Source organism: Paenibacillus pinisoli (assembly GCF_003605435.1).
In the GTDB taxonomy this organism is placed as follows: Bacteria; Bacillota; Bacilli; order Paenibacillales; family Paenibacillaceae; genus Pristimantibacillus; species Pristimantibacillus pinisoli.
This window is the reverse complement of record NZ_QXQB01000008.1, coordinates 57,263-74,762: the sequence shown is the minus strand read 5'-3', so window position 1 is coordinate 74,762 and position 17,500 is coordinate 57,263. Positions and strand designations below refer to the sequence as shown.

22 protein-coding genes, 1 pseudogene and 1 riboswitch are annotated in these 17,500 nt (G+C 51.5%); of the genes and pseudogenes, 8 read left to right on the top strand and 15 right to left on the bottom strand.

What is annotated here, in order from left to right:
- Positions 1 to 15: 15 nt before the first annotated feature.
- Positions 16 to 97, bottom strand: a riboswitch (ZMP/ZTP riboswitch).
- 60 nt (positions 98 to 157) lie between these two features.
- The 4 genes from D3P09_RS25540 to spoIIR all read right to left on the bottom strand — a co-directional run bounded on the left by D3P09_RS25540 (position 158) and on the right by spoIIR (position 3,357).
- Positions 158 to 739: a low molecular weight protein arginine phosphatase gene (locus tag D3P09_RS25540; RefSeq protein WP_120114271.1), complete on the bottom strand. Its 582-nt coding sequence runs from the start codon at positions 737 to 739 to the stop codon at positions 158 to 160.
- Between the two features lie 37 nt (positions 740 to 776).
- Positions 777 to 1,334 carry a manganese efflux pump MntP gene (locus D3P09_RS25535; RefSeq protein ID WP_120114270.1) on the bottom strand — a complete coding sequence of 186 codons (558 nt, stop codon included), beginning with the start codon at positions 1,332 to 1,334 and terminating at the stop codon, positions 777 to 779.
- A 66-nt stretch (positions 1,335 to 1,400) separates the two neighbouring features.
- Positions 1,401 to 2,489 carry an L-threonylcarbamoyladenylate synthase gene (locus D3P09_RS25530; RefSeq protein ID WP_120114269.1) on the bottom strand — a complete coding sequence of 363 codons (1,089 nt, stop codon included), beginning with the start codon at positions 2,487 to 2,489 and terminating at the stop codon, positions 1,401 to 1,403.
- 139 nt (positions 2,490 to 2,628) lie between these two features.
- Positions 2,629 to 3,357, bottom strand: a complete 729-nt coding sequence (gene spoIIR, locus D3P09_RS25525; protein ID WP_120114268.1) for a stage II sporulation protein R — start codon at positions 3,355 to 3,357, stop codon at positions 2,629 to 2,631.
- 147 nt (positions 3,358 to 3,504) lie between these two features.
- Between spoIIR and D3P09_RS25520 the strand changes: the two genes are divergently transcribed.
- The gene (locus tag D3P09_RS25520) at positions 3,505 to 4,407 is read left to right on the top strand and encodes an RNA polymerase sigma-70 factor (RefSeq protein ID WP_120114267.1); all 903 of its coding nucleotides are present in this window, start codon (positions 3,505 to 3,507) and stop codon (positions 4,405 to 4,407) included.
- A gap of 55 nt (positions 4,408 to 4,462) precedes the next feature.
- The gene (locus D3P09_RS25515) at positions 4,463 to 4,900 is read left to right on the top strand and encodes a carboxymuconolactone decarboxylase family protein (RefSeq protein WP_120114266.1); all 438 of its coding nucleotides are present in this window, start codon (positions 4,463 to 4,465) and stop codon (positions 4,898 to 4,900) included.
- A 68-nt stretch (positions 4,901 to 4,968) separates the two neighbouring features.
- Here D3P09_RS25515 and sdaAA read toward each other — a convergent pair whose 3' ends face one another.
- The 4 genes from sdaAA to prfA all read right to left on the bottom strand — a co-directional run bounded on the left by sdaAA (position 4,969) and on the right by prfA (position 8,976).
- Positions 4,969 to 5,859, bottom strand: a complete 891-nt coding sequence (gene sdaAA, locus D3P09_RS25510; RefSeq protein ID WP_120114265.1) for an L-serine ammonia-lyase, iron-sulfur-dependent, subunit alpha — start codon at positions 5,857 to 5,859, stop codon at positions 4,969 to 4,971.
- Positions 5,837 to 6,589 carry an L-serine ammonia-lyase, iron-sulfur-dependent subunit beta gene (gene sdaAB, locus D3P09_RS25505; RefSeq protein ID WP_120114264.1) on the bottom strand — a complete coding sequence of 251 codons (753 nt, stop codon included), beginning with the start codon at positions 6,587 to 6,589 and terminating at the stop codon, positions 5,837 to 5,839. The genes sdaAA and sdaAB overlap by 23 nt, the downstream gene beginning before the upstream one ends.
- 229 nt (positions 6,590 to 6,818) lie before the next feature.
- Positions 6,819 to 7,778: a peptide chain release factor N(5)-glutamine methyltransferase gene (prmC, locus tag D3P09_RS25500; RefSeq protein WP_120114263.1), complete on the bottom strand. Its 960-nt coding sequence runs from the start codon at positions 7,776 to 7,778 to the stop codon at positions 6,819 to 6,821.
- Between the two features lie 127 nt (positions 7,779 to 7,905).
- Complete coding sequence (gene prfA / locus D3P09_RS25495; RefSeq protein WP_120114262.1) at positions 7,906 to 8,976, bottom strand: peptide chain release factor 1; 1,071 nt, start codon at positions 8,974 to 8,976, stop codon at positions 7,906 to 7,908.
- A gap of 218 nt (positions 8,977 to 9,194) precedes the next feature.
- On the opposite strand from prfA, the gene D3P09_RS28260 reads away from it, so the two are divergent.
- From D3P09_RS28260 to D3P09_RS25480, 3 genes are all read left to right on the top strand, one after another.
- On the top strand, positions 9,195 to 9,485 hold the full coding sequence (locus D3P09_RS28260; RefSeq protein ID WP_165867584.1) for a stalk domain-containing protein: 291 nt from the start codon (positions 9,195 to 9,197) through the stop codon (positions 9,483 to 9,485).
- Entirely contained in the window at positions 9,445 to 9,600 is a 156-nt protein-coding gene (locus D3P09_RS28550; RefSeq protein WP_120114260.1) for a stalk domain-containing protein, read from the top strand. The genes D3P09_RS28260 and D3P09_RS28550 overlap by 41 nt, the downstream gene beginning before the upstream one ends.
- Positions 9,601 to 9,817: 217 nt before the next feature.
- The gene (locus D3P09_RS25480; protein WP_120114259.1) at positions 9,818 to 10,021 is read left to right on the top strand and encodes a fibronectin type III domain-containing protein; all 204 of its coding nucleotides are present in this window, start codon (positions 9,818 to 9,820) and stop codon (positions 10,019 to 10,021) included.
- A 76-nt stretch (positions 10,022 to 10,097) separates the two neighbouring features.
- Here D3P09_RS25480 and D3P09_RS25475 read toward each other — a convergent pair whose 3' ends face one another.
- From D3P09_RS25475 to D3P09_RS28540, 3 genes and pseudogenes are all read right to left on the bottom strand, one after another.
- On the bottom strand, positions 10,098 to 11,120 hold the full coding sequence (locus tag D3P09_RS25475; protein WP_120114258.1) for a hypothetical protein: 1,023 nt from the start codon (positions 11,118 to 11,120) through the stop codon (positions 10,098 to 10,100).
- Positions 11,121 to 11,217: 97 nt separating this feature from the next.
- Positions 11,218 to 11,421: pseudogene (locus D3P09_RS28545) on the bottom strand (IS66 family transposase zinc-finger binding domain-containing protein); the annotation flags it as partial.
- Entirely contained in the window at positions 11,402 to 11,653 is a 252-nt protein-coding gene (locus D3P09_RS28540) for a DUF6444 domain-containing protein (protein ID WP_120114256.1), read from the bottom strand. The pseudogene D3P09_RS28545 and the gene D3P09_RS28540, both read right to left, overlap by 20 nt.
- On the opposite strand from D3P09_RS28540, the gene D3P09_RS25460 reads away from it, so the two are divergent.
- Complete coding sequence (locus D3P09_RS25460; protein ID WP_165867583.1) at positions 11,562 to 11,918, top strand: transposase; 357 nt, start codon at positions 11,562 to 11,564, stop codon at positions 11,916 to 11,918. The two genes, D3P09_RS28540 and D3P09_RS25460, sit on opposite strands and share 92 nt — an antisense overlap.
- 176 nt (positions 11,919 to 12,094) lie before the next feature.
- Positions 12,095 to 12,457: a hypothetical protein gene (locus D3P09_RS25455; RefSeq protein ID WP_133305057.1), complete on the top strand. Its 363-nt coding sequence runs from the start codon at positions 12,095 to 12,097 to the stop codon at positions 12,455 to 12,457.
- Between the two features lie 48 nt (positions 12,458 to 12,505).
- On the opposite strand, the gene ychF is transcribed toward D3P09_RS25455, so the two are convergent.
- Positions 12,506 to 13,606 carry a redox-regulated ATPase YchF gene (ychF, locus tag D3P09_RS25450; protein WP_120114253.1) on the bottom strand — a complete coding sequence of 367 codons (1,101 nt, stop codon included), beginning with the start codon at positions 13,604 to 13,606 and terminating at the stop codon, positions 12,506 to 12,508.
- 209 nt (positions 13,607 to 13,815) lie between these two features.
- On the opposite strand from ychF, the gene D3P09_RS27870 reads away from it, so the two are divergent.
- Positions 13,816 to 13,959 carry a hypothetical protein gene (locus tag D3P09_RS27870; protein WP_165867582.1) on the top strand — a complete coding sequence of 48 codons (144 nt, stop codon included), beginning with the start codon at positions 13,816 to 13,818 and terminating at the stop codon, positions 13,957 to 13,959.
- Positions 13,960 to 14,082: 123 nt separating this feature from the next.
- Here D3P09_RS27870 and D3P09_RS25445 read toward each other — a convergent pair whose 3' ends face one another.
- From D3P09_RS25445 to D3P09_RS25435, 3 genes are all read right to left on the bottom strand, one after another.
- The gene (locus D3P09_RS25445) at positions 14,083 to 14,955 is read right to left on the bottom strand and encodes a carbohydrate ABC transporter permease (protein WP_120114252.1); all 873 of its coding nucleotides are present in this window, start codon (positions 14,953 to 14,955) and stop codon (positions 14,083 to 14,085) included.
- 22 nt (positions 14,956 to 14,977) lie between these two features.
- A complete protein-coding gene (locus D3P09_RS25440; RefSeq protein ID WP_243644498.1) occupies positions 14,978 to 15,838 on the bottom strand; it encodes a carbohydrate ABC transporter permease in 861 nt (286 codons plus the stop codon).
- Between the two features lie 117 nt (positions 15,839 to 15,955).
- The gene (locus tag D3P09_RS25435) at positions 15,956 to 17,296 is read right to left on the bottom strand and encodes an ABC transporter substrate-binding protein (RefSeq protein ID WP_120114250.1); all 1,341 of its coding nucleotides are present in this window, start codon (positions 17,294 to 17,296) and stop codon (positions 15,956 to 15,958) included.
- Positions 17,297 to 17,500: the final 204 nt, after the last annotated feature.

Below are 17,500 nucleotides of genomic sequence, written 5' to 3'. Positions count from 1 at the left end.
CTTATCCAGCATGCTGCTCTTTGCCCAGGCGACCGGCCGTATATTCCGATGCTCCACCGTGGTTAACCCACTTCCGTCGCCAGTTACATCGGAAACCCTTTTGTCTCCATCATCATAGCTCATATTGGTGCAGAAATCAATCGTTTCGTCCCCCTAATTACGCGCGATTCGACAGCTTGTCGAGCAGCTTCTGAATGGAAGCTTCAATCTCGCGGGAGCAGCTGTCATAGATGGACTGAGATCCTCCGAAGGGGTCTGCAATATCAAAGCTTGGAATGCGCTTCTCCAGCTCCAGCAGACGCTGCCTCTCGGATGCGCTAAGCTGCTGGCCAAGCGCTCCCTTCATCTGCATTTCGGTATATAACCCTTCCAGCTCCCATATATCCTGCAGCACGCTGTCATCTTGATAAGCGAACTCTTTGAGCGTATACGTCTTGTCGACCGCATCCGGATAATAATGAAGCAATGAGCGCTTATGGCTTGAAGTCATCGTCAAAATCAAGTCCGCCCAATCAACGGCTTCCGCCGTCATGGCCCGCGAGGAGCCCGAATGCTCAATATCTCTTAATCTTAAGGTAGACAAGGCATTCGAAGAAATCGGCAATCCGTCAATCGTCGATACGCCGGCAGAGCGGACAGCTACCATAATGCCCCGCAAAGCGGCATGACGGCGCAGCAGCGCCTCCGCCATGGGCGAACGGCATGTATTTCCTGTACAGACGAACAAAATACGCTTCATTGCGCCAGCTCCTTCATAAGATTGATTTCCTTATCCATTAGACAATAAATAAAATGCCGAACACAAGCAAAATAGCCCCGCCGCATGCCTCCCCATACTCGCCCAGCTTGCTGCTCACCTTGCGTCCCAGCAATAACCCCAGCATGGACATCGCACCGCCAAAAAAGCCAAACAGCAATATGGTCAGCCATAAATCAGCGGAAAACATTCCTAGCGTTACGCCTACTGAGAATGCGTCAACACTTACGCTTAGAGCCAGAACCAGCAGCCCGACAGAGGAACGATGATTGAAGGAGGGCACCTCTTCCCCGCGAATCGAGCTGTAAATCATATGGCCTCCAAGCAGGAGAAGCAGCACACCCGCGGCAGTCGTAGCGACATTGCCAAGGAGCCCGCTTACCAATTGCCCCGTCAGCAATCCCCCGATAGGCATTATAATATGAAAGAGTCCGATCACAATACCCAGCTTTAAAATATCGAGAAGCCGAATACCCTTCAGCCCAATGCCAAGTCCGAGCGAGAACGCATCGAATCCAAGCGCCACAGCAATGATAAGCAGCGTCAAAAACTGCCCCAAATAAGCACTAACGTCCATTCGCACATCTCCCCCATGTAAGACCGCATTCTCTATCCAACATATGCGGACAAGGGGACAAACATACTACTTGTCTAATTCAACGATCGTGCCTCCAGAAGCCTTCACAAGCCGATTCATAAGCGCGCCGCCTATTCCTTCAGCGGGACATGCTTCCGACCATATCCGGTCAATGCCGGCCTCGTCAAATCGGCGAAGCGCGCTGTAGAGCCGATGAGCCGCATCCTCCAGCTTGCTCTCGCTCCCGAGATCCAGCACCAGATCCGCATCATAACGGCTTGCGCGCTCACTGAAAGACAGTACGCCCGTTGCCGCTCCATCTGCTTTCAGCAGTTTTGCCTGTTCATTCACATACGAGACAACGGCCTCTGGCTTGCCTTGCACAATAGCCAGCTCGCCTTTGGGCGCATAATGCGTGTACTTCATGCCTGGCGATCTTGGCTGCTCTGGCGCAGCGCCCGTCTCAGGCTCGCTGATCACTTCCGCGTCAGGAAGCGCAAGGCGAATCGCTTCTGCTGTCACACCGCCCGGCCTCAAGATGCGGATGCCGCGTTCGCCCTCCAGCTCGACGACCGTCGACTCCAGCCCTACGCCTGCAGCTCCGCCATCAATGATGCCGTCTATACGGCCAGCCAAATCCTCCAGCACATGGCTGGCGAGCGTCGGGCTCGGCCTGCCGGAGCGATTCGCGCTTGGCGCGGCTACCGGACAGCCCGCAAGCTTGATCAGTTGCAGCGCGACAGGATGGCGGGGCATGCGAACCCCAACGGTCGGCAGGCCAGCTGTCACCAGCGGAGACAACACATTCGGACGCACGGGCAGCACAATCGTAAGCGGTCCCGGCCAGAAGCGCTCCATCAGACGCGCTGCAAGCGGCGGATACGGAAGCACGAGTTCCTCGAGGTCCGTCTCGCTTGCAACATGCACGATTAGGGGATTATCCGAAGGCCTTCCTTTGGCCTGAAAGATGCCCTCCACTGCCTCTGTCATAAGCGCATTCGCTCCGAGCCCGTATACCGTTTCCGTAGGAAAAGCAACAAGCCCTCCTTGCCTCACGCTATCGGCCGCCTCGCGAAGCGATTCATCCGCTTCGTTGGCGCCGGCTGCAGCCGGTTGATTATCTTGAACGATCCATACTTTCGTATTCAAAGCCATATTTATTCATTCCTCTTACTCTGCCTTTAGTAGTCTCCATATCACCGCTATTATAGCACAATCGCATGGATTCCTGGCCATGCAGAACGAACAAGCGCCGCCATCCCTTATGCATCAGGAATAACGGCGCAGAGTCTTATTAGAATAAGGATTTAATCCAATCGATCAACGATTGCAGCAGCTCCCAGAGGAAAAACTTCGCTTTGGGCGTATCCGGCGCTTGATCTTGATCCATAGTCACGGCGTTGTCATTAGCTGCCGTATCCGTCCCGGCCGACACCGTCACTGCTCCTGCTTCCACCTGACCGGATGCGGCCGAAGCTTCTCCAGACACTGCGTCTACGAAGCACAGCGGCGGGAACAGCACGCACCACCAGTTCTGCCCTTGCCCTTCGCCGATGGTGATCAGCAGCGCTTCATATTGACCTGCCGGATACACTTTGTTGCCGTACATCTTTGTCGGAAAATCAACCAGCCCCAGCTCAGCGCTGGAATCATACGCGAAGCCTCTGCTCTCCAGCACATTCGATACAATCTGCTGCAGCTCCGGCAGCTTGGACTGGATGGTCGCGCGAGCCTCCTCAATAGTCTGTTGGCCAGTTGCCCAGCTGTTCATGGCTTTCACGACTTCATCGCGGACGATACGCTTAACAAGCTGATCGGACGGGCTGTCCGAATTCGCCAATATGCGAAGCCGGATCGCTTCTTCCGGAATGCCGCCCTTCGCCAAGGCAGCATCCATCTGCTGCGACTCCCAGCTCATAATCAAAACCATCAAAATCATTATAATAAACCCATAGGACTTGCGATAAGGGAAACGGAAAGGTGAAGCGGAACGATAGGAAGAATAAGAATAAGTACGGGACATGACACAAGCTCCTCTCGCGCACCCGCCGGTGCGTCTGCTTGCGTTCCGGAACGTCTCTATCCGTCATTATGCCCGCGATTGCAAATCTATAAACCTATCAGGCTGCTATTAATATTCAAGATGCCCAAGTAGAAGGAGAGGATCACCATGCATGAGCTGCAGCCATATGAAACTTACCGGCCTTTGCTAATTAGTCTGGCGTACCGAATGCTTGGATCCGTCAGCGACGCAGAAGATATCGTACAGGAAGTATTCCTGGCTTATTATCAGCTGGACCGCCAAGCTATTGCACATGAAAAAGCCTATTTGGCCAAAATGGTCACCAATCGCTGCTTGAATGAACAGCAGTCCGCCCGCAAGCGGCGGGAGACGTATGTCGGGAACTGGCTTCCCGAGCCGGATGTGAGCTACAGCGATTATCAACCCGTCAATCCGGCTGACAAGCTGGAGCAAACGGAGTCGATTACATATGCCATGCTGGTGATGATGGAAAATCTGAGCGCCATCGAACGCGCCGTATTCGTGCTAAGGGAGACGTTCGACTTCGACTATGCGAGCATCGCCGAGATCGTCGGCAAGTCTGAAGCGAACTGCCGCAAGCTGCTAAGCAGAGCCAAGGAGAAACTGGGAAGCCTGCAAGGTACGCCCGTCTTCCATAACGAGCGGGCGATGGAGCTGGCAGGCGCCTTTATAAGGGCAGCAGAGACTGGAGACACAGCCGCACTAGTCGGCATGCTGACAGAAGATGCAATCATGGTCTCGGATGGCGGCGGCAAAGTGCGTGCGGCAATCTTCCCCATCCTGGGACGCGAGCGCATTGCGGCCTTCTACGAAGGACTTGCCCGCAAAGGCACTCAGCCAAGCAGCATGGACTATATTCCTGTCAGGGTCAGCGGGCAAATCGGCCTCATGCTGCTTCAGGACGGCCAGGCAACAAGGGTGCTCACCTTCCAGTGGGATGCTTCCGGTGAGAAGATTGATCGAATTTATCTCGTTATGAATCCGGATAAGCTCTCTCATGTCACAAACTCGGATGCTGCTTTGTCTTAGATGTATAGCCGCTTCTTCCGAGAGCCGGCCACAATAGACAAGGAGTGTGGATGAGATGAGCACTAGAATCAATATGCAGCAAGTAAACCCGGAGGCGTATGCGGCGATGTATGGCATGGAGAAATTCGTAAGGGCCTCCAGCCTGGAGAAGACGATTATTGAGCTTGTCAAAATACGCGCTTCGCAAATAAACGGCTGCGCGTTCTGCATCAATATGCATACGAAGGATGCCCGCAGCCAAGGCGAGACGGAACAGCGCATCTATGCGCTAAGCGCTTGGAGAGATACGCCGTATTTCACGGAGAAGGAGCAAGCCGCTCTCGCCTTAACGGAAGCAGTTACGCTGATCTCAACAAATCATGTGCCAGGAGATGTGTATGAAGAAGCCGCGAAGCACTTCGGCGACAAAGCGTTGTCCGAGCTCATCATGGCGATTATCACCATTAACAGCTGGAATCGGATTGCCATCTCAACCGGCATGATGCCGGAGTAAATTCGTTCTCATACGCCTGATGCCGCAAGAACCTCCCTTCCGCAGACGATGCGAAGGGGAGGTTCTCTTTAGTTGCCGGGCCTGTTGCGCAGCGCGCTCAGATTGCGCAGGATCGCTTTGCCCGTCGGTGTCTGGGCCAGCCCTCCGCCTGCGGTCTCGCGATGCTTCTCCGGCATCGCCGATCCCACCTCCAGCATCACCTGAATCACTTCATCCGACGGAATGGCGCTGCGCACGCCCGCCAGCGCCATATCGGCGGCCGCAAGCGCCGTGACCGCGCCAAAGCCGTTGCGCACGATGCACGGCACCTCCACAAGCCCGCCTACAGGGTCGCAGATGAGGCCAAGCGTGTTTTTGAGCGCCAGCCCTACCGCATGCACAGCCTGTGCCGGATTGCCGCCTTGCAGTTCGGTTAGCGCCCCCGCCGCCATCCCGATGGCAGAGCCGACCTCCGCTTGGCAGCCGCCTTCCGCGCCGGAGACGAATGAATTGTTGGCAATGACGTATCCGATCGCGCCCGCAGCGAATAAGCCGTATGTCATATGCTCGTCCGACCAGCCGAACCGCTCTTGGCAGCTGACGAACACTCCCGGAATAATGCCGCAAGAACCCGCTGTCGGCGTGGCAATAATGCGTCCCATGGAAGCATTCACTTCGGAGACCGCCAGCGCATAGGCCATCGCCTCTCCCGCAATGCCCAGGTTAGGGGAGGAGCGTTCGTTATAAGCAGCCACCCTCTGCGCATCAAGACCCGTCAGTCCGCTGCGGGAAGTCGTGTCCTCCGTTAGCCCGCGGCGAACAGCGTCCTTCATCACCGCGTAATAATCGGCCATCTTGGCAAATTCGGCTTCAGGCGACTGCCCCGATTCCGCAGCCTGCTCCGCAAGCATCAACGCTCCGATGCCAAGCTGTTCATCGGCGCATAGCTTGGCGAGCTCATTCAGATGGCGAAATCTCATTTTCATCCGCTCCTTTCGGGCCTAGCTCAGGGCTTTGCAGCTTCTTAACCGCCGAGAATCGGTCTGTAATATCTACGACACGAATGGACTGAATCGCCTCAATGTCCCCCAATTGGTTCAGCATATCTGTCGTAATTTCCGTATCCAGCTCAATGACGGTGAGCGCATCCCCGCTGCGGCTTTTCCGGTCGACAGACATATAGCCGATATTGGAATGCTCCTCCTTGAGCTCTCCCGTAATATCCGCAATGACGCCGGGCAGATCCGTGTGGAAGATCACGAGTGTCGGATAGATCGCCGTCATTTTCACCCTGAAGCCGTTAATCTCCACGATTTCGATATTGCCTCCGCCTATGGACGTCCCCACAGCCTCTATGCTTTCTCCCGCTTCACTTGTCAGCTTCACTCGAGCCGTATTGGGATGCGGATAGAGCCCCTTTCCCTCGCGAAAGCTAATCTCCATCCCCAGCTCTTCCGCCAGAAGGATGGCATCTGGAATGCGGGCGTCGTCGGTACTGAAGTCGAGAATGCCGCCGATTATGGCGACATCCGTACCATGACCGGCATACGTAGCGGCGAAAGAACCGTAGAATACCACGTCCGCCTTCACCGGCGCTGCGCCAAGCAGATGCCTGGCCGAACGGCCGATCCGGGCAGCTCCCGCTGTATGCGAGCTGGATGGCCCGACCATCGCCGGTCCAATTATGGAGAATACATCCTTGAATCTCATCCTTATCCCTGCTCTCGTACAAGTCGTTCAGCTGTCTGGATTACGCCATTCGGAGTTATCCGGCACCGCTAACCTTCGTTCCCTGTAGTGTATGCCGGCGGGAGTCGCTTCAACCATGTCCATCCGCACAAAAAAAAACGGAATAGCCGCCGCCGATTAGCTTAGCCAATCGTTACGCAGCGACGATTCCGTCCTTCCATGCAGCACCGCCGAAGCGGCAGGCGTGCCATTAAATCGCAGTTCTAACCGCCACAATATGACGGTCAATACCGTTGTAGTCCGTAATAATCCGAATGTCATCCCAGGCACCCATCACGCGCATCAGCTCCGCGACGATGGCAGGCTGGCCCATGCCGAGCTCGAAGGCAACGATGCGCGGCATGGCCGGGAGCAGCGGCAGCTGCTCCAGCATACGGCGGTACGGATCGAGCCCGTCCGCCCCGCCCTCCAGCGCGAGATGCGGCTCGTAATCCCGCACCTCGCGCTGCAAGTCTGGCATATCCGCCGACGGGATGTACGGCGGATTGCTCACAAGCACGTCGATGCGCTTGCCGCCATCGACGGCAGTACCCCCGCGCCCAGAAGCTATGAAGGGCGCGAGCAGGTCGCCCTGCGCGAAAGCCATGCGGACCGATGCTTCGTGGCGGGCCGCATTCGCGCGGGCGACTTCAAGCGCGTCCGGCGACAGGTCGGACGCGCTTACGCGCCAGCCGTGACGCTCAGCTGACAGCGTCACGGCAATGGTGCCGCTGCCGGTGCCGACGTCGACGACCGCCGGCACGGCGGCGCCGTCTTCGGCTGCCGGAGGCCAGAGGCGATCGGCAGCCGCAAGCACCGCTTCCACGAGCAGCTCCGTCTCGGGGCGCGGAATAAGGACGGCGGGCGTCACCGCGAACGGACGCCCGTAGAACCATTCCTCCCCGATGATGTACTGCAGCGGCTCGCCAGTCCCCCTGCGGCGAATGAACGACTGCCACAGCTCCAGTCTGCTCTCGGGGAACGGGTCATGCCAAGCCATCAACAGCGCAGCGCGATCCATGTCCAGTACATGCTGGAGCAGCCGCTCCGCATGATGCCTGCCATCCTCCACCCCCTGCGCATCCAGCCATGCTCCGGCACGGTCACGCGCTTCCCTGAGCGTCATCGGCAAGCTGTGCCAGTTTTGATCCTTCACTTGATTCACAGCCATTGCCCCTCTCTTTGTTGCCTTTATCACAAAAAGAGCCGGCTCGCCTGCGCTTGTACGAAGCAAAGCGCGCGGCAATCCGGCTTCTCTCTGGCATGCATACAATGCATGCTGGCTTATCTTTATTAGCTTACATCGACTCTCGTTCCATCATTTCCGCTTGTTCCGCAATGGTGAGCGAGGAAATGATGTCAGCAATGTCGCCATTCATCACGGAATCCAGACGATGCAGAGTCAAGTTGATGCGATGGTCGGTCACGCGGCTTTGCGGGAAGTTGTAGGTCCGAATACGTTCGCTTCGGTCGCCTGTTCCCACTTTGCTCTTGCGCTCGCCCGCATACTTCGCTTCCTCTTCCTGACGGCGGATGTCGTAGATGCGCGCGCGAAGCACTTGCAGCGCCTTCGCTTTGTTGTCGTTCTGCGATTTGCCGTCTTGGCAAGTCGCCATAATGCCTGTCGGCACGTGAAGCACGCGAACCGCAGACTTGGTTGTATTAACGGACTGTCCGCCAGCGCCGCTGGAGCAGAACGTATCAATACGAATATCTTTGTCCAAAATTTCGACTTCAACTTCTTCTACTTCCGGCATAACGGCTACTGTCGATGTGGATGTATGAATACGTCCGCCAGACTCTGTAACCGGAATGCGCTGTACGCGATGCGCGCCGCTCTCATACTTCAGCTTGCTGTAAGCGCCTTTGCCGTTGATAGAGAAGATAACCTCTTTGAAACCGCCGAGATCATTCTCTGTGAACTCCATCAGCTCTACGCGCCAGCCTTGGGAATCGGCGAACTTCGTATACATGCGATACAGCTCGTATGCGAACAGCGCCGCTTCGTCGCCGCCTGCCGCTCCGCGAATTTCCACAATAACGTTTTTGTCGTCATTCGGGTCCTTCGGCAGAAGCAAGATACGCATGGTCTCTTCCAGTTCAGCCTTGCGTGCGGACAGTTCCTCGATTTCCATCTTCACCATCTCGCGCATTTCGTCGTCGAGCTTCTCGCCTTGCATCAGCTTGGCGTCTTCCAGCTGCTCCGTAACCTGCTTATATTCTGTATAGGCGTCATGCGCCTCTTGTAAATCGGATTGCTCCTTGGACAGATCTCTAAGCCGCTTAGGATCGCTGGCTACGTCCGGATCGCATAGAAGCTCGCTTAGCTTCTCATATCGGTCGGCGAGTGCTTGTAATCGGTCAAACACGTTTATTCACCTCTGTTATTCCATTAAGATATACATTATTATAGCACAACCCGAAAGGTGTATCGATATGAGGTTTTAACCACCAGGTTATTTTTTATCCACAATCCATCCACATACTGTGCACATCTTGTCCACATCGGGGTCAATTTATTCAAAAAAAACGCGTGAGCGCCCTTGTTATGGACAATCTCACGCGCTTTTAAAAAAGGGGCTGGATTTTGTTCCTCGCAGCCCTTTTGACGCTTAGCTATCAGTCAGCAATCATTAAAAACGGTAGCATATTTGTACCACTTCGTGGGGTATTTGAGGCTTTAAAGGCAGATGTCAAATGGGATCAAGCAACCCAAACAGTTACCGCAACAAAGGGTAACACTACGGTTGTTTTAACGATTGGCAAGACAACAGCTACTGTAAACGGTAAAACCGTTACCTTAGCCGCTAAAGCTGAGATTACTCAACGGCTCCACCATGATTCCACTCCGTTTCGTCAGCGAGGCATTGGGCGCTGATCTGAAGTGGGATGTAAATACTTTCACTGCAACCATAACGAGTGGCAGAGGAACTGTAACACCTGAACCCAACACCAAAGCCAACTCCTACCGAAGAAATTACTACTGTAAATGAATCAACGTCCTACACGGTAAGCATACTTACAGATCAGCAAACCAAAAAGAATATGACTACGTAATCCAGAAGGTTAAGGATGATTTAGCAACAAGGGAATCTCTCTCCTCGAACACCACGTATACGTTCACCGTGAAGGCCCGAGACGCCGTCGACAACGTGTCGGGTACCAGCACAATGCGCTGTCCGCACGACGAACGCAGCTCCGACCGATACGATTAAACCGACCGCGCCGACCAATCTGACGGTCACTTCGACAACGTCCTCCTCCATCAGCCTCTCCTGGACCGCGTCGACCGACAACGTGGGCGCAACGGGGTACACCGTTTCTTACGGCGCGACGAACGTCAATGTCACCGGCACGAGCGCAACGATCGCCGGTCTTACGGCCGATGTGACCTACACGTTTTCTGTGGGATAATGTCCCATAGCATCCGAGGCAGATGAAGGCGTTTGACGCTCTCGTATAGGTTAATAGACAGTCTCAATAAAAACAATTAACTGTAAGGATTCCATGAATTCTCGCATACTGAGGCGAATCCTGTCCACACAACGGTGTAAGGAACCGATGCCGTTGAAACATTTACATTGTGATACCAACTGTCGTAAGCCGTAAGTGTATTCGGATCGACTTGCTTAACCATATTTTTTGTTGCAAGGTCTGGTTCGAAACAGTTATAATTCGGCCCATTCGTAATACCGGACCTATCTAATCTCCAGTTTGAGGCGCCTATGTACCATGATTCAACTTTTAAATCATTAGTCAACATCGTGCTAGTCATAGTAGAACCACTCTTGGAGTAGGTTAAGAATCTCACGAGAGAACCTGCACCAATTATAGGCACTGCGTGTTGTTTATAGTTTACCGACCTAATATTAAACTCATTATTGTCTATGAGTTCTGAAATACCATATTCCTCTCCAATCGGATCCAATACAGTAAACTCTATTGAATTATTAATTGGGCTTAGATTTTTTGCAATATTTATGAAATCCGAAAAATAGGAACTGATTGTCGGATCTTCAAAACCATTCTGTTTAGATAGTATCAAATAAATTGAATACGGTTGGCCATCCTGCAATAAATAAATTGAAAATGTATAAAGACTTTCCGTCTCATTTGTAAATACAGTTCCCAGCTCCGGATCTTCATATCTGTTTATCTCAATTCCTTGGTTTCTATATTCTTCGAAAATTAAGTTAACCCACTCTGAAGTGTCCCCCGCCTTATCTAATAAGTTTCTGGATAGATGCTGGATGCCTTTGGTTGTAATATTTAGACTATTAATTATTATATTTGCCTTATCCTTTTCTTCTTCATTTTCTGGAATCAAATAAAGAGTATTTGATAGATTTTTAGTTTCCCAATTACTAGGGATAAGTGTTTTTAAATTAAGATTTTGGAATGTTACTGTTCTATCTTGTTGATGTACATCAGGATTACTTTTTGCAATAGCATTAGATGAAATCGCCATTAAGAATAATGCACATAACAGCAAAACGAACGCTTTTCTTCTCATAATCAATAACCTCCTATATCATGTTAATTTTAGCATATATATTAAATTTATTAAAGTCAAGATCATTTTATATAATTTATGGAATTTTTTTATTACCTTAAGTAACCTCAAGTAAATCTCGGCAGCACGTAGTCTGTAACCATATATATCTGCTGGGAGCTTTTCCTTTTACGACGTGTTCGCAACAGGGGCAACGCTTCACTTCGGATTTATGCTCCGTTACTTCCAGATTATTGGGCGGCAAATCGTGCACTTGACGTTTTTTGTGATGAAGTGCAGGTTTATTTTCCAAACTGTAACCGCATGAACAAACGCCTCAAATTCTCCACGACCTTATCCGGGGTCGTGGAGAATTTGAGGCGTTTGTCCTTTGTGGTGTGGCCGACTTGCCCACCGGGAGCGCGATTTCCTTTTTCACGCAGACTTTTCGGTTGAGGTTTCTTGTATCCATCTGAAGATGGCGGTTTTCTGGAATTGCGGCTATTTTGGTGGAACGAGAAGGCACGCCTCTTCGCAATCGCACAAGGTTCCATCGCTTATGATGTCCTCAACGACATCGTGATGGATGCGCTTCTGGCTCCCTTATCGACCGACAAGAGTACCTTAGCTAATCGACATCTGGAAAACTGCAAAGCACTGGATAATCACGAGAAGCAATTGTTCGTGTGTGATCGTGGCTATGCTTCGTTCGAATTGATCGATTTGCTTGTTCAAAACGGGCGTCAATTCGTCATGCGAGTCCGAGAAAAGTTCAACTTGGCCATTGATGCGCAACCCCGTCCAGATGGCATCGTATAGCTAGAACAGAACGGCAAACGCATACGTGTGGTCAAATTCAAGCTGGATAGCGGCGAAACCGAAACGCTCATCACGCAACTCACCGAAAAGCGCATGGGAATCCAGGCGTCAAAAAGCTCTATTTTTTGCGCTGGCCCGTGAAAACCAAATACGATCTGGTTAAGAATAAACTGCAGATGGAAAATTTCACTTCACGTACGGTTGAAGGGATCCAACAGGACTTTTATGCGACGCTTTATCTGGCCAATACGGTTGCGATTACGACTTATGATGCGCAAGTCGAAATCGACGAAGCACGTAAAGATAAAGAGAACCGATATGACTACCAAACCAGTCGGAATGAGTTGATCGGTATTTTTAAAGACCGGTTTCTTCCAGCTGTTGTTCAGGAAGATCCTGACACAAGTACCGCTATGATTCAGAGTATCATTGATGAAATCACCCGATCTGTCGTACCTAAGCGATTGGGGCGCTCGATTCCTAGAAATCCTTCACCCGGAAAATCCAAATTCCATCATAATCACAAGGTGAATTGTTGACTTTTTACATTGATAAGTCTTAACCTGTTGACATTGATTAGCTATCCCTTATACATTGAAGCGGAAGTGCATAACGTCTCCGTCGCGCACCACATATTCCTTGCCTTCCAGACGGAGCTGTCCTCGCTCGCGAGCCACGCCCATGGAACCTGCCGCGGCCAAATCATCGAACGACACGACCTCTGCACGGATAAAGCCGCGCTCGAAGTCGGTATGAATCACGCCTGCCGCTTGAGGCGCTTTCGTGCCTTGGCGAATCGTCCATGCGCGGACTTCCTGTACGCCTGCTGTGAAGTACGTGTATAGGCCAAGCAGCTTGTAGGCTGCGCGAATCAACCGGTTAAGGCCAGATTCCGCCATGCCCAGCTCTTGCAGGAACATCTCCTTGTCCTCGCCTTCAAGCTCGGCAATCTCGGATTCCACCTTCGCGCTGATTGGCACCACTTCCGCACCTTCCTCAGCAGCGAACTTACGCACGATTTGTACGTATTCGTTGTCGTCAGTACCGCCTGCCTCTGCTTCGCTGACATTCGTCGCATACAGCACCGGCTTCATCGTAAGCAGATGAAGATCACGAACAAGCACCTTCTCATCGTCTGTCAGCTCCAGGCTGCGGGCAGGCTTGTCATTGAATAGCGATTCCTTCAAACGCTCCAGCACTTCCACTTCCTGAGCGACTTTCTTGTCGCCGCCCTTCAAGTTTTTACGCGCGCGCTCGATCCGTTTCTCCACCGTATCCAGGTCAGCGAGAATCAGCTCCAGGTTAATTGTCGTAATGTCGCTGATCGGATCTACTTTGCCCGCGACATGCGTAATGTTCTCATCCTGGAAGCAGCGCACCACATGCACGATTGCGTCAACTTCGCGAATATGGGCAAGGAATTTGTTGCCGAGTCCTTCGCCTTTGCTCGCGCCTGCAACAAGTCCGGCAATATCCACAAACTCGAATGCCGTTGGCACGATGCTCTTCGGAACAACCAGCTCCACAAGCTTGTCCAGACGCTCATCCGGCACCTCTACTACCCCTACGTTAGGATCAATCGTACAGAACGGGTAGTTCGCAGACTCCGCTCCCGCTTGCGTAATCGCATTAAACAAGGTCGACTTGCCCACGTTCGGCAGACCTACAATCCCAGCTTTCAAAGCCATGTATGAGACACTCCTTATTATCCGAAAAGTAAACAACTTCCGTAATTATACCTTAGCGCCTTCCACTTTGAAAGGGCTACGGCCAATCCATACCGCATTCTGCGGCATTAGCGCGCTGGCCGGCACATCCTAAGCAATCCCACAGCTAAGCAGCAAGGAATGCTCTTGCTCCTGCAGGCCATACTATGGATCAGCAGGAGGTGAAGACAATGGAGAATCAATCCCATAAAGGCAATTACAAAGGAACCACTAAGATGAAAGCCAAAAATCAAGATATGGCTTTTGTGAACGATAACGTGGAGGACGCTAAATCGGTGACCAACTTCTCATCCGCCAATAAGAAGACAGACTAGCCCCGAACACGATAATGGCATTCATTCAGTACCGTAAACTCATACAGCCACGCTGCAGCCGGTTCATACCGGCCACTGCGTGGCTGCAGAGTCTCCCACCTATAAGACAGGGCAAGGAAAGGATTAGCCCTTCACCGCGCCTTCTGTCAGGCCCTTCTCGATATACTTCGAAATAAACAGGTATACGATCAAAACAGGAACGACGGTCAACGAAACGGCAGTAGCCATCAGACCAAAATCCGTACCGTACTGGGAGCTGATCTCGCTCAGGAGCAATACGATTGGACGGACTGCTTCTTTGTTAACAAAGATGAGCGCGGAGAACAAGTCATTATACGACCACAGGAAGACGAAAATCGCTGCGGAAGCAAATGCAGGTCTCGAGATCGGCAATAAAATCTTGGTAAATAACGTAAATCGGTTACATCCATCAATAAAGGCCGCTTCCTCAAGCTCCTTCGGGATCGTAGACATGTAGCCAGCCAGAACAAGAATCGCGAAGGTCAAGTTGCCCGCCGTCTGAGGGAACATCAAGCCGAAATACGTGTTGACCAATTGCGTCTTGATCAGCAATTCGTAGACTGGAACTACTGTTGCGAATGCCGGGATAAGCAGGCTTGCGTACAGGATCGAGAACAGCGCTTTTCTGCCCCGGAAGTTAAACCGGGAGAGTACATACGCCGCCAGGCCGCCGAACAGAAGCACCAGCAGTACCGTGCCGCCGGACATAATCAAGCTGTTCAGGTAGCCTTTGCCGATATTGATACGGTCGAATGCATTTGTATAGTTAACCATTACAGGATCAAATGCGATTTTAAACGAGCTGTTCATAACGTCACGGGATACCTTGAACGAGTTGTTCACGATCCAGAACATGGCGTATATCGTCGACAGGGACCAAGCGAACAACACGAGGTAGGAAATCAATTGCCCAACGCTGAAATTGATTTTCTTCCGTTTGTATACTTTTTGCTCTCCTCTTGCTAATTGCTGCATAAACGTACACCCCTAAACCAGCTTAGTATGTGATTTCATCTCTTTTCAGAAGTCGGTTGGCGAGCAGAGACAAGAGTACGCCGAACACTACAATGTAGATGGCAATTGTTGAGCCATAACCGTAGTTCAGGTCAACCATCGCTTTCTTGTACATGTACGTACCGAGCACTTCGGTTCCGTTCTGGCCTCTAGTCAATACGTAGATGAATTCGAACACCTTGAGCGTGCCCGTAATCGCCAGCGTAATAACAACTTTGATATCGCTCATAATAAGCGGAATGGTCAGCAGGAACGTTTTCTTAACGCCTGTAATCCCTTCCAGCTTAGCCGCTTCGTAAAAGTCGGATGGAATCTTGGTCATCGCGGTAAGGAAAAGTACGAAATAGAAGCCTACATAATGCCATACGGTTGGAATCGCAACCGCTTTGAGGGCCGTGCTTTCGCTTAGCCAGTTTACTTTCGAGAAGCCGAGGTTTTGCAGGATTGTATTCAGCAATCCGAATTGGTAATTGTAGAACAATACGAAAAGCAATGCGATTGCCGTACCCGAGATCACGACCGGGAAGAAAAACACCGTTCTGAAAAAACCTTTACCCCAAGTAATGTTGTCGACTAAAACTGCCAGAATCAGCGCGATACCCACTTGGAACACGATTACATAAAACATTAATTCCAATGTATGAAGGGTGGCGGCGCCAAGTAAATTGTCTGAGAACATACGGACATAGTTATCCAAGCCGACATACGTTTTTGTCGTAAACCCTTTTGTTCTGAAGAAGCTCAGAAACAAGCTCTTAAAGAACGGATAGTACAGGAACACTGACATAAATGCTGCCGCCGGCAACAGAAACATCACGATATACTTGCGATCGCCCTTCATCATTTATCACCTTTGATGTTTATTTTCTGCCGCAAGGCTCGGAAATGATGACGCCGCCCTTGAATCAGAGGGGCGGCGGCTATCATTTTTCCTTGCGCGAATGAATCGTTAGAAACGTTCTTACTTCGCTGCGTCCTCGATTTTCTTAGCCGCATCAATCGCTTCAGCACCGGTTTTCTTGCCTGTTACGACAGGCTGTACGTTAGCGCGAAGCTCGGAGAATGTTTCTGGAGTAACTTTGGAGTCAATTGGCGAGTTAACGGAAGTAGCTTCCGATACCATTTTGAATCCGTCAAGAACTGCTTGTGCCATGCCTTCTGGCTCAACGCCTGCAGCTGCTGGCGTACCGCCGTTAGCTGTAGCGATGTTTTTGATTGTTGCAGGGGAAGTCAGGTGTTTCAGCAATGCGATTGTAGCTTCTTTCTTAGCAGCGTCGTCATAAGTTGCTTTGGATACGTAGAAACCAGTACCGAAGCCGCCTACAACGTCTTTGCCTGTGCCTGCGCCGCCTGGGATAGCAGGGAAAGGAAGAACAGTTGTGTTAGCTTTTGTCTCGTCGGACAGACCGCCGATTGCCCACGATCCTTCAAGGACCATAGCAGCCAAGCCTTCGGAGTAGTAGTTCGCTGCCATACCAAGGTCGATTGTAGCAGCGTCTTCTGGGAATGCGCCAAGGTCATACAGTTCTTTCATAGCGTCCAGGCCTTTTGCCCAGTTTGGATCTACAGCTTCTTTCAGACCTTTGTTTTGGCTCTCGGAACCAGCTGCTGCCAGAATGAAGTGCTCAAGCAGGTAGTGGGATTGGTCGAATGGACCGGACAAAGGAATGATGCCTTTAGCTTTCAGGCCGGAAACAGCTGCTTTCATTTTCTCCCAATCAGTTGGAAGCTCGATGTTGTTGTCAGCGAAGATCTTTTTGTTAACAAGCAGACCTTCGAAGAAACCTGTCAAAGGAATTGCGTATGTTTTGCCGTCTTCGTGTTTAGCGAACTCAAGAGCCGCTGGAGCGAAACCGTTTTTCCACTCTGGGTCGCCGTCAAGAACCTCGTCAAGAGGTACAACTTTACCAGACTTGATGATTTCTGAAGCGTCAGTGCCGATGAAGTAGAACAGAAGGTCCGGCTCGTTGCCGCTTGTCATGTCTGTATTTACTTTTGTTCTAAAACCGTCATCGTTAGCGGACATTGTGTCGTTCTCGATTTTTACATGCGGATTAGCAGCTGTGAACTCGTCCAGCGCTTTTTGGAAAGCTTCGCGAGCTGTGTCAGTGCCGCCGAATGTGGAGAATACACGGAGGTTAACTGGGTCTGGAGCTTTGGATGGCTCAGTCGATTCAGATGGCGTGCTAGAAGGCGTGTTGCTTGCGCCGCCATTGGTGTTGTTCTTATTGCCGCCGCAAGCAGCAAGGAACATTGTCATCACGAGAAGCAAGCTTACGATAGTCAATGCCGATTTCTTCACTTCGAAAATCCCCCTTAGTGTTATTAGGACCTCAGCCGGATCATTTCACCGGAATTCGTTTGCCCTACACTCAAAATGTTAGGACATATCTACTGGGTCGTCAACGGCTCAGAGGGCGTTTTCGGGGGGACATTCCTCTAATTACGGGGGGGACATTCCTATGGACTTTAGGGGTACATTTCTCTAAAATAGGGGGAAAATTTA